Below are 13,074 nucleotides of genomic sequence, written 5' to 3'. Positions count from 1 at the left end.
CTGTGATCGCGCAGGGCGCGCGAACCTCACGCAGGCATTCGGCGCGCCCTGCTCTTCATCAGACTTCGTCAGTGCAGCACTCGCGTGCCGCGGCCAGCGCCTGACGAAATTCCGCCAGTTCCGCGATCGTCAGGATGGGCAGGTTGTGTTGCGCTGCGAAGCGCTCCACGTCCGCGCCGCGCGTCATCGTACCGTCCGGGTTCATCAGTTCGCACAGCACGCCTGCGGGCTTGAGGCCGGCGAGAATCGCCAGATCCACGGTACCTTCGGTGTGGCCGCGGCGCGCCAGCACGCCGCCGGGCATGGCCCGCAACGGGAACACGTGGCCGGGGCGGACGATATCCGCCGGCTTGGCCGTATCCGCAATCGCGGCGCGGATCGTCGTCACGCGGTCGGCGGCGGAGACGCCTGTCGACACGCCGTGACGCGCTTCGATCGAAACCGTGAACGCCGTGCCGTTGCGGCTTTCGTTGTTGACGGACATGGGCGGCAGTTCGAGCGCGCGGATCTTGTCGTCGGGCAAGCACAGGCAGACGATGCCGCTGCATTCGCGGATCAGCAGCGCCATCGTCTCGTTGGTGAGACGTTCGGCGGAGACGATCAGATCGGCTTCGTTCTCGCGGTCGTGATCATCCTGCAGGACGACGGCGCGGCCCTCGCGCATGGCTTGCAAGGCAGCGGCGATGCGTGGCGGAACCGCTTCGGTGGCGAGCTGGGGGAGATCGGCGAACGCATTGTCCGCGATCGTCGTGGGAGCAGCAAAGGTAGCAAAGGACATGTGAAACGCTCATCGCAAAAGTTGGGCGAAAAACGTTTCAGGGCATTGCAAACAGGCAGCACTCGCCCCGCCGGACGTTCCATGGGAACGCCCACGCGCTGCTCGGAACGCCGGGCAGCGCAACGGGGACGCACATGACTATCTGCACATCTTCTTCCATCCGGACTATGACCGTCGGCTCTGGCATCCCACCAGATCTGCTGACCCCGTGTCGACCAGAGTTCGCGCTTTAGCGCGTTACTCTGGTCCCATGCAACTGGTTGCGGTCGACCAGAGTTCGCGCTTTAGCGCGTTACTCTGGTCCCATGCAACCGGTTGCGGTCGACCAGAGTTCGCGCTTTAGCGCGTTACTCTGGTCCCATGCAACTGGTTGCGCAGTTGACTACACGGGCGCTCGCGGGCTCGCCAGCAGCGTTGTTGCGCTGCCGGCATACCGCCGGTGGGGAATTCCGCCCCGCCCTGAAGACGCACTGATTGCCGGAATTTCCGGCGGGTGAAGCATACAACAGCCGCGCTCAGTCTGCAGCGCAGACGCCACGGATCAGAAACCAGCCTCTACGCGAGGCCCACTCTTCACGACTCTTCAAACCGGCGCCGTGTGTCGCCCGGCGTCCTGCGGCACCTCCCAACGCGGCGGCGTCTCCGCATTCAGCGTGACGCGAAACGCGCGCGCTTCGGTGTCGCCGGGGTTGCGCAGGGTGTGCGGCTGATCGGCGTCGAAAACGATCGCGTCGCCCGTGGCGAGCAACTGGCGTTGATCGTGGACGCTGACTTCCAGCGTGCCCTCGCTCACCACCAGATTGATCGTCGTGCCCGGCGCACGCCGCACCCCCGGCTCGGTATGCAGCGGTGCGATGCGCAACTCGTGAAACTCGGCGCTCGCCGGTTCGGTGTCAGGGTACAGCGGACGCGCCGAATAACGGCCGTTCGAACTGACGATGCGCTTCGCCCTGTCAGCCGGCAAATGCTCGAGACCGTTGGTGGCATGGCGCCGCAAAAACGCTGCAACCGACACCTTCAGCGCCGCCGCGACCTTGCACAGCACCTTGATGGACGGCACGCTGCGCGCCGACTCGATCTGCGCCAGCATGGCGCGCGACACGCCCGATGCCCGGGCCAGTGCATCAAGCGACAGTTGCCGCTCGGCGCGCAGGCGCGCGAGATTCACGCCGACCAGATGTTCCAACGCATCGAAGGGTTCCGCGGCGCGCGCTCCTTCGTGAGAATCAGCCGCGGGATCGCGAACCAGCGCAAGGGGGGAATGCATAGTGGCCTCCAGTAGCGCCGCCGGACGGCGGGCAAAGGTTAGTGAAGGCAAGATAGCACCGCGATTCCCTACGCCCAACGAAGTTATCTTCACACTGTTATCAGCATTGCGGAGGACGATTCCAGCAAAGCTTGTGCGCATTTTTCATATGGCCACGCTGCCGCTCGCGCGTTTGCTCACCGGCGCATCCATGCGCGCCGCGATCCACGTGAGCAGCAACGCGGCAATCGACACGCCCGCGGCGACCCAGGGCAGCGCGTCCAGCCCATACCCGTGGCTGATCGCGAGGCCGCCCAGCCACGCCCCGCCGGCATTGCCCAGATTGAACGCGCCGATATTGAGCGTCGACGCCAGATTGGGCGCGGCCGCCGCCTTCTCGACCACGCGCATCTGCAACGGCGGCACCGTCGCGAACGCGAAAATACCCCACACGAAGATCGTCACCGCGGCCGCGACTTGCGAATGGCTGGTGCGCGTGAAGAGCGCCATCACCACGGCGAGTGCCAGCAGAATCCCCATCAGCGACGGCATCAGGGCCCGGTCGGCCAGCTTGCCGCCAACCGTGTTGCCAACCGTCAGGCCCGCGCCGAACAGCACCAGAATCAGCGTCACGCCGCGCGGCGTGAAACCGCTGACCTGCTCGAGGATCGGCGCAATGTAGGTGAACACCACGAACACGCCGCCAAAACCGACGATGGTCATCGCCAGCGCCATCCACACCTGCACGTCTTTCAGCACGCGCACTTCGTGCCCGAGGCCCGCCGGGCCGGTGTCGTGCCGGTTCGGCACCAGTGCGGTCACGCCCGCGAGCGAGAGCACGCCCAGCCCGCTGACCACCCAGAAGGCCGCACGCCAGCCGAGCTCCTGACCGATGAAGGTGCCGAACGGCACGCCCAGCACGTTGGCCAGCGTCAAACCGGTGAACATCAGCGCAATCGCACTGGCGCGCTTTTCCTGCGGCACGAGCGAGGCCGCGACCACGGCGCCGATGCCGAAGAACGAACCATGCGCGAACGACGTGACCACGCGCGCGATCATCAGCAGCGAGTAGTCCGACGCCACCGCGCACAGCACATTGCCCACAATGAACACGCCCATCAGCCACTGCAGCGCGAGCTTGCGCGGCATCTTGCTGGTGATGACGGCCAGCAGCGGCGCGCCGACGGCCACGCCCAGCGCGTAGCCGCTCACCAGCAGACCGGCCGACGGAATCGACACCGCCAGGTCGTTCGCGACCTGCGGCAGCAAGCCCATGATGACGAACTCGGTGGTGCCGATGGCAAACGCGCTAATAGCTAGCGCGAGGAGTGGAACAGGCATCGCAATTCTCCAGATATCAAGGGTGGGCGTGCTGCAGGGCCGTCACGAATTCGACGACGACGCCCGGCGCAAGCGCGACAAACAGTTGCAATTCACCGGCGAGCGGTACTTCGGCGGTCTGATACCCGATCTGGGCCTGCTGGAGCCGACCCAGCAGAGCCCGCCATTCATCCGCCGTTTCGATCCGGAAGGCGATGTGATCGATGCGCGGCGCCGCCCGGCCCGCGCCGGCCGGCACGGTGGCGTCGACCAGATGGATCACCGGCCGCCCGGACGCATACAACCAGTAGCCGCGGATGCCGAACGGCGGCCGCGCGCCTTCCGCGAGACCCACCACCTCCACGAAGAAGTGGCGCGCGGCGTCGAGATCGGCGGTGACAATCGTTGCGTGATCGAGGTGCATGACCCATCCTCACAGACGAAGAAAGAATCTAGGCGAACCGTCTCTCGAACCGGCTCGCAGGTTTCGAGGTACGTATTTTCCCTGACGCAAATAACTTTGATAATTGGCCTACCATTTGAATCATTTTCAAATTATTTCGAAATATAGATGGATAATCTCGGTGACATCCGCCTGTTCGTCGAAGCTGCCCAGCAAGGCAGTCTGTCGGCGGCGGGACGCAAGCTGGGCCTCACGCCGGCGGCTGCCAGCGCCCGCCTGAGCAAGCTCGAAACCGGGCTGAAGGCGCGGCTTTTCGAGCGCACCACGCGTCAGTTGCGGCTCACGGACGAAGGGCGCCTGTACCTGAACTGCTGCCGCCAGGCGCTGCAGGCGCTCGACGACGCCGAGGCCATCCTGCAAGCGGGGCAGAACGTGGTGCGCGGCAAGGTGCGCGTATCGGCCACGTCGGACTTCGGGCGCAATCTGCTGATGCACTGGCTCGACGAATTCAACCTGCTTTACCCCGAGGTCACGTTCGCGCTGACCTTGTCGGACTCGCTGTCGAACCTCGTGCAGGAAGACATCGACCTCGCCATCCGCTTCGGCGTGCCGCGCGACAGTTCGTTGATCGCGCGGCCGCTGGCGCCGAACCGGCGGGTGCTGTGCGCATCGCCGGAGTACATCGCGCGGCGCGGGGAGCCGACAGATCCGCTGGATCTGGCGCGCTTCGAATGCATCGTGCTCGGCACCGCATCCGGCCCCGTCAACGAATGGCGCTTCACGCGCGGCGACGAGGTCCAGCACTACACGGTGCCGCTCGACACGGCCCGCGAAACCAACGACGGCGCGGTCGCCCGCGAGTGGGCGCTGCGCGGCTACGGGATCGTGGTGAAGTCGATGTGGGACGTCGAGGCAGACCTGCGCTCGGACGGTCTGAAAGTGCTGCTGCCCGACTGGCGCTATCCGGACGCGCCGCTGCACGCGCTCTACCACCGCAACCGTTTCATGGCACCGCGCGTGCGCGTGCTGCTGGATTTCCTCGCCGGGCGCTTCGCCCAGGTGTCCGACGAGCTGGAAGGCTTGCTCGGCCTGCCGCAGCCCGGCGCCGGAAAAAAATCCGCCAGCGGTGAAGGGCTATAATATCGAGCTACGCTGTCAACGTGTCCCCTGGGCTGTCAAGGGTTGCCGCACTCCCGCGCCGCGCCTTGCCCCGCGCACGTTTTCGCCTCTCTTCACCTTTAATTGACGCCCCCAGGTTAATCACTGCGACCGGCGAAATTCGATGACCAAGAAAGTTTATGTAAAGACCTTTGGCTGCCAGATGAACGAGTACGACTCCGACAAGATGGTCGACGTGCTCGGTGCGGCTGAAGGGCTCGTCAAGACCGACACTCCGGAAGACGCGGACGTCATTCTCTTCAATACCTGCTCGGTGCGCGAAAAAGCGCAGGAAAAAGTCTTCTCCGACCTCGGCCGCGTGCGCGAGCTGAAAGAAGCGAATCCGAATCTGATCATTGGCGTGGGCGGTTGCGTGGCGAGCCAGGAAGGCGCGTCGATCGTCGCCCGTGCGCCGTACGTCGACCTCGTGTTTGGTCCGCAAACGCTGCACCGCCTGCCGCAGATGATCGACCAGCGCCGCGCAAGCGGTCGCGCGCAGGTCGACATCTCGTTTCCGGAAATCGAAAAGTTCGACCATCTGCCACCGGCGCGCGTCGACGGCCCGAGCGCGTTCGTCTCCATCATGGAAGGCTGCAGCAAGTACTGCAGCTACTGCGTCGTGCCGTACACGCGTGGGGAAGAAGTGTCGCGTCCGCTGGATGACGTGCTGACCGAAATTGCCGGCCTCGCCGACCAGGGCGTGCGCGAAGTCACCCTGCTCGGCCAGAACGTGAATGCGTATCGGGGCGCCCTGACGCACGGCTCGGCGGAAATCGCCGACTTTGCGACGCTGATCGAATACGTCGCGGATCTGCCCGGCATCGAACGCATCCGGTATACCACGTCGCATCCGAAGGAATTCACCCAGCGTCTGATCGACACGTACGCCAAGGTGCCGAAACTCGTCAGCCACTTGCATCTGCCGGTACAGCACGGCTCCGACCGCATCCTGATGGCAATGAAACGCGGCTATACGGTGCTCGAATACAAGTCGGTGATCCGTAAGCTGCGCGCGATCCGTCCGGACCTGTCACTGTCGACCGACATGATTGTCGGCTTCCCCGGCGAGACCGACGAAGACTTCGACAAGATGATGACGCTGATCCACGAGATGAGCTACGACACCAGCTTTTCCTTCATCTACAGCCCGCGTCCCGGCACGCCGGCAGCGAACCTGCACGACGACACGCCCCGTGAAGTGAAGCTCAGGCGCCTGCAGCATCTGCAGGCCACCATCGAAGAAAACGTCGGGCGCATCAGCCAGGCGATGGTCGGCAAGGTCGAGCGCATTCTGGTCGAGCGGCCGGCGCGCAAAGACCCGAACGAACTGGCCGGGCGCACCGAAAACAACCGCGTGGTCAATTTTCCGGCGCCGCTGGCGTCGCACGCGCGACTGATCGGACAAATGGTGGACGTGAAAATCGTCCAGGCGTACCCACATTCGTTACGTGGCGAACTCGTGCTGCTGCACGACGACGTTTCGGCCACGACCCATTAAGCGCACGACTACCGACAGGATCGATCCACCGCCTTGAAGACCACTCAGCAGCATCTGGAATTCACCGCACCGCGCGAAGACAACGCGCGGCTCGCCAACCTCTGCGGCCCGCTCGACGAAAACCTGCGGCAGATCGAGCAGGCGCTCGACGTCACGCTGCAACGCCGCGGCCACCGCATCTCGATCCGCGGGCGCGGCGCGAAACTGGCGCTGACTGCGCTCGAGAACTTCTACAACAGCGCGCGTGATCCGCTGTCCGTCGACGACATCCAGCTCGCGCTGGTCGAAGCGCGTCATCCGGCGCGCAGCCGCGCCAACGGCGCCGACAATCCGGACGCGCGTTTTCGCCATGATCCGGATCATCCGTTCGACGAGCCGGCCGACAGCGGCGACGAAGACCTCGAAGAACTCGGTCCGAAGCTATACACGCGGCGCGCCGATCTGCGCGGCCGCACACCGGCGCAGCGTGACTATCTGAAGCAGATCGTTTCGCACGACGTGACGTTCGGCATCGGGCCGGCGGGTACCGGCAAGACGTATCTGGCGGTCGCGTGCGCGGTGGATGCGCTGGAGCGCGATCAGGTCAAACGTATCGTGCTCACGCGGCCGGCGGTGGAAGCGGGCGAGCGACTCGGCTTCCTGCCCGGTGACCTCGCGCAGAAGGTCGATCCGTATCTGCGTCCGCTGTACGACGCGCTGTACGACCTGCTCGGTTTCGACAAGACGGCGAAGATGTTCGAACGCCAGATGATCGAAATCGCGCCGCTCGCGTACATGCGCGGCCGCACGCTGAATCATGCGTTCATCATCCTCGACGAAGCGCAAAACACCACGCCTGAGCAGATGAAGATGTTCCTCACGCGGATCGGCTTCGGCTCGAAGGCGGTGGTGACGGGCGACACGACTCAGGTCGACTTGCCGCGCGGTCACAAGAGCGGGCTGATCGAAGCGCAGCAGGTGCTCTCTGATGTGCGCGGCATTGCGCTGACCCGATTCACCAGCGCGGACGTGGTGCGACATCCGCTGGTGGCGCGCATCGTCGAGGCTTACGATGCGCATTCGCAGAGAAACGTCAACCCGGCCGATGCGCGTTGATGCGGCCTGCTGCCGCATGAGCCCGATCACACTGTCACGACACCAAGTAGCCGCATGAGCCGCGCCCCGAAACTGAAGCTGAACCTGCAATTTCCCGCCGCCAAAGCCTGGCCCGCGCACAAGGCGATTTTGCCGCGTGCCACGGTCGCCAGCTGGGTCAAGGCGGCGCTCTTCGCGGACGCGGAACTGACGGTGCGTTTCGTCGACGCCGAAGAAGGCCGCACGCTGAACCGCACCTATCGCGGCAAGGATTACTCCACCAACGTGCTGACCTTCGCTTACGCCGAATCGGAAGACGATCCGGTGACGGGCGATCTGATCCTGTGCTGTCCGGTGGTCGAAAAAGAAGCCCTCGAACAAGGCAAGCCGCTCGCCGCGCACTACGCGCATCTTCTGGTGCACGGCACGTTGCACGCGCAAGGCTACGACCACGAGGTCGAGCAAGAAGCCCAGGAAATGGAAGCCATCGAGACCGGCATCATGGCCGCGCTCGGCTTCCCTGACCCTTATCGATCACCCACCTGATTGACCGTGAGCGCCGGCAACTCCGAACCCGACAACCGCCCGCCCTGCCCGGGCTACCCGCCGACGCTCGGCGAGTCGCGGCTGCTGACGGAGGAGGAGCTGGGCGCGTCGCTGAAATGCACACTGCGCGACTGGGACCGCCACAGCGACTTGTGGCTGTTCGGCTATGGTTCGCTGATCTGGAATCCGGGGCTGCCGACAGTCGAAGCGACGCGCTCCAGGGTGCATGGTTATCACCGCGGGCTGTATCTATGGTCGAGGGTGAATCGCGGCACGCCGGAGCAGCCGGGGCTGGTGCTGGCGCTGGACCGGGGCGGTTCCTGCACCGGCATTGCCTTCAGGCTCGCCGCCGACGGCGCAATGCCGCATCTCGAAGCCCTGTGGCGCCGCGAAATGGCGATGGGGTCGTACCGTCCCGCATGGCTGCCGTGCAATCTCTCGGACGGCCGGCGCGTCGCTGCGCTCGCCTTCGTGATGCGGCGCGATGTGGCGAGCTACACCGGCAAGCTGACCGATCAGGTCGTGCAAACCGTGTTCGGTTGCGCGAGCGGCCGGTATGGCACGACGCTCGACTACGTGAGCCGCACCGTCGCCGCACTACGCGAAAGCGGCATGCCGGACCGCGCGCTGGAAGCGTTGCTGGTGCGCTGCCGCGAGGCGGGCAGCGACGGCGGCTGAGCGGCGCGCAGCCGAATTTTGCGCCGACAGTACGTCGCGCGCCTTTATCCGTTACGATTGACCCAAGCCCCGCTCATGCGGCGCGACCGCTTTACCGTCCCGCGAGGCCGGCGGGACACGGTCCTGCCATGTGCGTGGTGTATCCTTAATGCTCTGCAACAGCGCGCCCAGTCTTGCCGGGCGCACCACCATGAACGACACGTATCCCAGTCGACACCGAACTAGCGACAAACCACAGGAAAAACGCTCCCTGCTTGAGCGTCTGACCGACTTCATCTCGCCCGAGCCCGAATCACGCGGCGAACTCCTGGAAATCCTGCAGGACGCGCATGAGCGCAACCTGATCGACGCGGATTCGCTGTCGATGATCGAAGGCGTCTTCCAGGTCTCCGAACTCTGCGCGCGCGACATCATGATCCCGCGTGCCCAGATGGACGCGATCAACATCGCGGAAACTCCTGCGGAATTCATTCCCTTTGTGCTGGAAAAGGCGCATTCGCGCTATCCGGTTTATGAAGGCAATCGCGACAACATCATTGGCGTGCTGCTCGCGAAGGACCTGCTGCGTTACTACGCAGAAGAGGAATTCGACGTACGCGGCATGCTGCGCCCCGCCGTGTTCATTCCGGAGTCGAAGCGCCTGAACGTGCTGCTGCACGACTTCCGGGTGAATCACAATCACATTGCGATCGTCGTGGATGAATACGGCGGCGTGGCAGGGCTGATCACGATCGAAGACGTGCTGGAACAGATCGTCGGCGACATCGAAGACGAATACGATTTCGACGAGGAAAGCGGCAACATCATCGCATCGCCGGACGGCCGTTATCGCGTGCGGGCGCTGACCGAAATCGAACAGTTCAACGAAGCGTTCGGCACGCACTACCCGGATGAGGAAGTCGACACCATCGGCGGGCTCGTCACGCATCACTTCGGACGTGTGCCGCATCGCGGCGAGAAGGTGCGGATCGACGACCTGATCTTCGAGATTTTGCGTGGCGACGCGCGCCAGATCCACATGCTGCTGGTACGCCGCGACCCGCTCGCGGGCCAGCGCGAGCGCGACGCGCAGCACGTGCAGACCTGATCTCTCTTTTCCCTTCACAGCCGACCACGCAATAATGGCCGACCCGATCACTTCCCGTCTGCGCCGCGGCGTGACGTCCGCCGTCGCGCAAACGCCGGGCCGAACGTTGCCGCGATGGCACTACCTCGTCGCACTGCTCGCCGGTGCGGCGAATACCCTCTCGTTTGCGCCGACGCCGCACGGCGGCTGGCTCGAGCTGGCGATCTTCGCATTTTTCTTTGCGTGGCTCACACGCACCACCGGCTGGAAAAGCGCCGCACTGACGGGCGGCGCGTTCGGCTTCGGCAACTTCGTCACGGGTGTGTGGTGGCTGTACGTCAGCATGCACTACTACGGCGATATGGCGGCGCCGCTGGCGGGCGCGGCACTGGTGCTGTTTTCGCTGTATCTCGCGCTGTATCCGGCCCTGGCTGCCGGCGTATGGTCGTTCTGTGCGGGCCATGCGCAAAGTGCGCGCAACGGCGCGCTCGACGACCCGCCGTTTGCCCCGACGTGGCATGGCGCGTTTGCGTTCGCGAGTGCGTGGGCGGTGAGTGAATGGCTGCGCGGCTATGTGTTCACAGGGTTTCCGTGGCTCAGCAGCGGATACGCGCAGGTTGACGGGCCGCTGGCCGGCTTTGCGCCGGTGGCGGGTGTGTACGGCGTGGGCTGGATGTTAGCGCTGGTGGCCGCGCTCATCGTGCAGGCGCTGGTTCGCGCGCGCGAACGCGCGGCCACCGGTAACGGCGGCAAAGGCGACTCGCGTGTCTCGCGCGTGGTCGCGCCGGCGCTGGTCGCGGTTGCGCTGACGGTTGTGGGCATGCTGCTGCCGTTCGTCTCCTGGACCGAGCCGGCCAATGCAGAGCTCACCGTGCGTCTGCTGCAAGGCAACGTGAAGCAGGACACGAAATTCGAAAAGGCGGGCGTGATGGCCGCAATCTACGAATACCAGCAGATGATCACTGCAAGACCGGCAGATCTGATCGTCACGCCGGAGACGGCGATTCCGGTGCTGATTCAGCAATTGCCGCCGTCGTTTGCGACGGCGGTACGCAACTTTTCGGATACGACCGGCTCATCCATTCTGTTCGGCGCGATTGGCGGCACGATCACGCCCGAGGGCCGCGTGGTCGACTATACGAACAGCCTGTACGGGATCACGCCGAATTCGCGCGATATCTACCGCTACGACAAGCATCATCTGGTGCCGTTCGGCGAGTTCGTGCCGTGGGGTTTTCGCTGGTTCGTCAACCTGATGAATATCCCGCTCGGCGATTTCGCGCGCGGTGCGCCGGTGCAGAAACCGTTCCTCGTGCATAACCAGCCGATTGCGGTTGATATCTGCTACGAGGATATTTTCGGCGAGGAGATTGCGCGGAGCATTCGTGAGAGCGATACGCCGGCGGGCGTGCTGGTCAACACGACGAATCTGGCGTGGTTCGGCGACACGATCGCGCTCGATCAGCATCTGCAGATTGCGCGGATGCGGTCGCTGGAAACCGGGCGGCCGATGCTGCGGGCCACCAACACGGGAACGACCGCTGCGATTGATGCACATGGCAATGTGATTGCGCGGCTAAAGCCTTATACGGTGGGTTCGATTGATGTCACGATTCAGGGTACTTCCGGGAATACGCCGTATGTGACGAGTGGGAATAATACGGTGCTGGCTGTATCGCTGTTTTTGCTGGCTTTCGGGTTTGCGTTTGGGCCGGGGGTGCGGCGCAGGAATGGTGGGGGTCGGTGAAGGGGTGCTTTTGATAGAGAGTGCCATTTTTTTCTGGATGCAGAGGAATAGGCTTTGCCATGCTCTTGAGCACCAGTGGCTCGTGATTGCGTCGCTTTAAATGCAGAAGGGCCGCGAATGCGGCCCTTCTGTCATGCAACTTCAGATTGCACTGGCAACGCTCAACCTAATTTACGCCGTCACTTGCATAAACATATATGTCAACGGTCGCACCGACGTCGCCAACTGCCTTGAGAAACGATGGCGTGAGCGAAATCGGGTAAATAGCTGTGTCGGGCAACCAGAAGAGGCCTATGCGGAACTCGACCGCGTCCACCCCGGGAAACCTGACCAGCCGCCTCACTTCAGCCTCGTAGCTTCGCAAGAAACTGAGCGTCGCATCAATCTGCGGTTCAAGGAGATGTTCGTCAATTGGCGACACCGCGATTTGTAGGGACGAGGACTCTCTGATGGGGCGGTATGCATTCCCAGTCGGCCCGCGTCGAAATATGTCTGCTATACCGGACCACGGAGAGGACACCAAGAATCCGTCTACATCGAAGTCCGCACCAGATCCACAAAAAATGCAACCAGGCATAAAGTTCATCACCTCACAAATATTGAGCCTTCACCCGCATTGCCCGGTCTCTAAAAGATATATCTTGTAGTACTCCAACGCAGTGTCTTTCGGGACCTGCCCGGTCCGTGGGTCTTTAAGCTCTTTGATCAACGAACCGCCATCTTGCCGGTGGAGCCAATTCCAATAAGTATTCGACAAGCCATACTTCTGGTCCCATGGTCCAAGCCCAAACGGATCATTGAACTGCACCGGATTCCCACCCACATAAGCATACGCATTCGTCTGCCCACTCGCATAGCCTATCGGGTCTTCGCTGATGAACCTGCCAGTCGCCGGACTGTAATACCGGTTCCGATAGTAATACAACCGGTACTGCGGGACACGCAACTGTTCGCACTTGGGTGGTCGCGTCGTACCTGCATCGATTCAATACAGTTCCGCACAATTGACGGCCGTAAATGCGTATTGTCGAACTGCAGCCGCCGCCCAGCTTGCGATAACCCCGTGCCTACTGCCCTCAGCTATCGACACGGGTGTATGGCCGAATACCCAACACCGTCACCTCCGCACAAGTTACTTGTACGTCAAGGCCAATGTTGGGTTCAAGATCAAAGACAAGCAGACCATCCGCTTGTCTAGACAAGGTCATATTCATCACCCAACTGTCCTGAAGCATGGCATTCACGTCTATGTTGGCCACCTTGACATCCTGCAAGCGGAGCATAACCAGGTAGTCCGTACCTGAGGCGTCGAGCGGTCCAAATCGATTGTGCAAAATCTCGAGTTCAAGATCGACAATCTCTCGCCCGTGTCGATCAGATGATGCGCTGCTTGGGGCCTCTCGACATCGCTTCCCTCGCTGCATGCAAATGGAACTTACAAACGCATCGTGAAAAGAGGGATAGTCTCCGAAAACCTTGACAAGCAGCTCCTTGTTTTTCGCCAAATCCCATCCGTCACCGCCGTCCGTGTATTCCATTTTTGCTCCCCTGCATCGTCCT

Annotated in this window: 12 protein-coding genes and 1 pseudogene; 7 read left to right on the top strand and 6 right to left on the bottom strand. The window is 63.0% G+C overall.

Translation table 11 applies throughout. The features are described 5' to 3' along the window. Positions 1 to 58: 58 nt before the first annotated feature. The 4 genes from ribB to VGH41_RS04860 form a co-directional block, all read right to left on the bottom strand. The gene (gene ribB / locus VGH41_RS04875; protein ID WP_331596214.1) at positions 59 to 778 is read right to left on the bottom strand and encodes a 3,4-dihydroxy-2-butanone-4-phosphate synthase; all 720 of its coding nucleotides are present in this window, start codon (positions 776 to 778) and stop codon (positions 59 to 61) included. A gap of 583 nt (positions 779 to 1,361) precedes the next feature. Continuing rightward, the gene (locus VGH41_RS04870; RefSeq protein ID WP_331596213.1) at positions 1,362 to 2,045 is read right to left on the bottom strand and encodes an XRE family transcriptional regulator; all 684 of its coding nucleotides are present in this window, start codon (positions 2,043 to 2,045) and stop codon (positions 1,362 to 1,364) included. A gap of 144 nt (positions 2,046 to 2,189) precedes the next feature. Beyond that, positions 2,190 to 3,365 carry an MFS transporter gene (locus VGH41_RS04865; protein ID WP_331596212.1) on the bottom strand — a complete coding sequence of 392 codons (1,176 nt, stop codon included), beginning with the start codon at positions 3,363 to 3,365 and terminating at the stop codon, positions 2,190 to 2,192. A 16-nt stretch (positions 3,366 to 3,381) separates the two neighbouring features. Beyond that, the gene (locus tag VGH41_RS04860) at positions 3,382 to 3,768 is read right to left on the bottom strand and encodes a VOC family protein (RefSeq protein WP_331596211.1); all 387 of its coding nucleotides are present in this window, start codon (positions 3,766 to 3,768) and stop codon (positions 3,382 to 3,384) included. 147 nt (positions 3,769 to 3,915) lie between these two features. On the opposite strand from VGH41_RS04860, the gene VGH41_RS04855 reads away from it, so the two are divergent. From VGH41_RS04855 to lnt, 7 genes are all read left to right on the top strand, one after another. Continuing rightward, positions 3,916 to 4,887: a LysR family transcriptional regulator gene (locus VGH41_RS04855; RefSeq protein WP_331596210.1), complete on the top strand. Its 972-nt coding sequence runs from the start codon at positions 3,916 to 3,918 to the stop codon at positions 4,885 to 4,887. Positions 4,888 to 5,029: 142 nt separating this feature from the next. Then, positions 5,030 to 6,403, top strand: coding sequence for a tRNA (N6-isopentenyl adenosine(37)-C2)-methylthiotransferase MiaB (gene miaB / locus VGH41_RS04850; protein WP_331596209.1), 1,374 nt, complete (start codon positions 5,030 to 5,032; stop codon positions 6,401 to 6,403). A gap of 33 nt (positions 6,404 to 6,436) precedes the next feature. Next, the gene (locus VGH41_RS04845) at positions 6,437 to 7,498 is read left to right on the top strand and encodes a PhoH family protein (protein WP_331596208.1); all 1,062 of its coding nucleotides are present in this window, start codon (positions 6,437 to 6,439) and stop codon (positions 7,496 to 7,498) included. 54 nt (positions 7,499 to 7,552) lie between these two features. Beyond that, positions 7,553 to 8,023, top strand: coding sequence for an rRNA maturation RNase YbeY (gene ybeY, locus VGH41_RS04840; protein WP_331596207.1), 471 nt, complete (start codon positions 7,553 to 7,555; stop codon positions 8,021 to 8,023). Between the two features lie 6 nt (positions 8,024 to 8,029). Continuing rightward, on the top strand, positions 8,030 to 8,701 hold the full coding sequence (locus VGH41_RS04835) for a gamma-glutamylcyclotransferase (protein WP_331596206.1): 672 nt from the start codon (positions 8,030 to 8,032) through the stop codon (positions 8,699 to 8,701). A 190-nt stretch (positions 8,702 to 8,891) separates the two neighbouring features. After that, the gene (locus VGH41_RS04830; protein WP_331596205.1) at positions 8,892 to 9,788 is read left to right on the top strand and encodes an HlyC/CorC family transporter; all 897 of its coding nucleotides are present in this window, start codon (positions 8,892 to 8,894) and stop codon (positions 9,786 to 9,788) included. A 34-nt stretch (positions 9,789 to 9,822) separates the two neighbouring features. Beyond that, on the top strand, positions 9,823 to 11,514 hold the full coding sequence (lnt, locus tag VGH41_RS04825) for an apolipoprotein N-acyltransferase (protein ID WP_331596204.1): 1,692 nt from the start codon (positions 9,823 to 9,825) through the stop codon (positions 11,512 to 11,514). Between the two features lie 607 nt (positions 11,515 to 12,121). Here the strand turns inward: lnt and VGH41_RS04820 are convergent. Together VGH41_RS04820 and VGH41_RS04815 are read right to left on the bottom strand one after the other, a co-directional pair. Further along, a pseudogene (locus VGH41_RS04820) lies at positions 12,122 to 12,439 on the bottom strand (RHS repeat-associated core domain-containing protein); the annotation flags it as partial. A 151-nt stretch (positions 12,440 to 12,590) separates the two neighbouring features. Further along, positions 12,591 to 13,074 (bottom strand): Imm50 family immunity protein (locus tag VGH41_RS04815; protein ID WP_331596202.1); only part of this gene is annotated, 484 nt, incomplete at its 5' end.

This window comes from Paraburkholderia sp. (assembly GCF_036488795.1).
GTDB lineage: Bacteria > Pseudomonadota > Gammaproteobacteria > Burkholderiales > Burkholderiaceae > Paraburkholderia.
The sequence above is the reverse complement of the archived record's forward strand: the minus strand, read 5'-3'. Positions and strand labels throughout refer to the sequence as shown.

Excerpts from the sequence above, each read along its gene's own strand:
- ribB (WP_331596214.1), bottom strand. The coding sequence starts at position 778 with ATGTCCTTTGCTACCTTTGCTGCTCCCACGACGATCGCGGACAATGCG.
- VGH41_RS04870 (WP_331596213.1), bottom strand. The coding sequence starts at position 2,045 with ATGCATTCCCCCCTTGCGCTGGTTCGCGATCCCGCGGCTGATTCTCAC.
- VGH41_RS04865 (WP_331596212.1), bottom strand. The coding sequence starts at position 3,365 with ATGCCTGTTCCACTCCTCGCGCTAGCTATTAGCGCGTTTGCCATCGGC.
- lnt (WP_331596204.1), top strand. The coding sequence starts at position 9,823 with ATGGCCGACCCGATCACTTCCCGTCTGCGCCGCGGCGTGACGTCCGCC.
- ybeY (WP_331596207.1), top strand. The coding sequence starts at position 7,553 with ATGAGCCGCGCCCCGAAACTGAAGCTGAACCTGCAATTTCCCGCCGCC.
- miaB (WP_331596209.1), top strand. The coding sequence starts at position 5,030 with ATGACCAAGAAAGTTTATGTAAAGACCTTTGGCTGCCAGATGAACGAG.
- VGH41_RS04860 (WP_331596211.1), bottom strand. The coding sequence starts at position 3,768 with ATGCACCTCGATCACGCAACGATTGTCACCGCCGATCTCGACGCCGCG.
- VGH41_RS04855 (WP_331596210.1), top strand. The coding sequence starts at position 3,916 with ATGGATAATCTCGGTGACATCCGCCTGTTCGTCGAAGCTGCCCAGCAA.
- VGH41_RS04830 (WP_331596205.1), top strand. The coding sequence starts at position 8,892 with ATGAACGACACGTATCCCAGTCGACACCGAACTAGCGACAAACCACAG.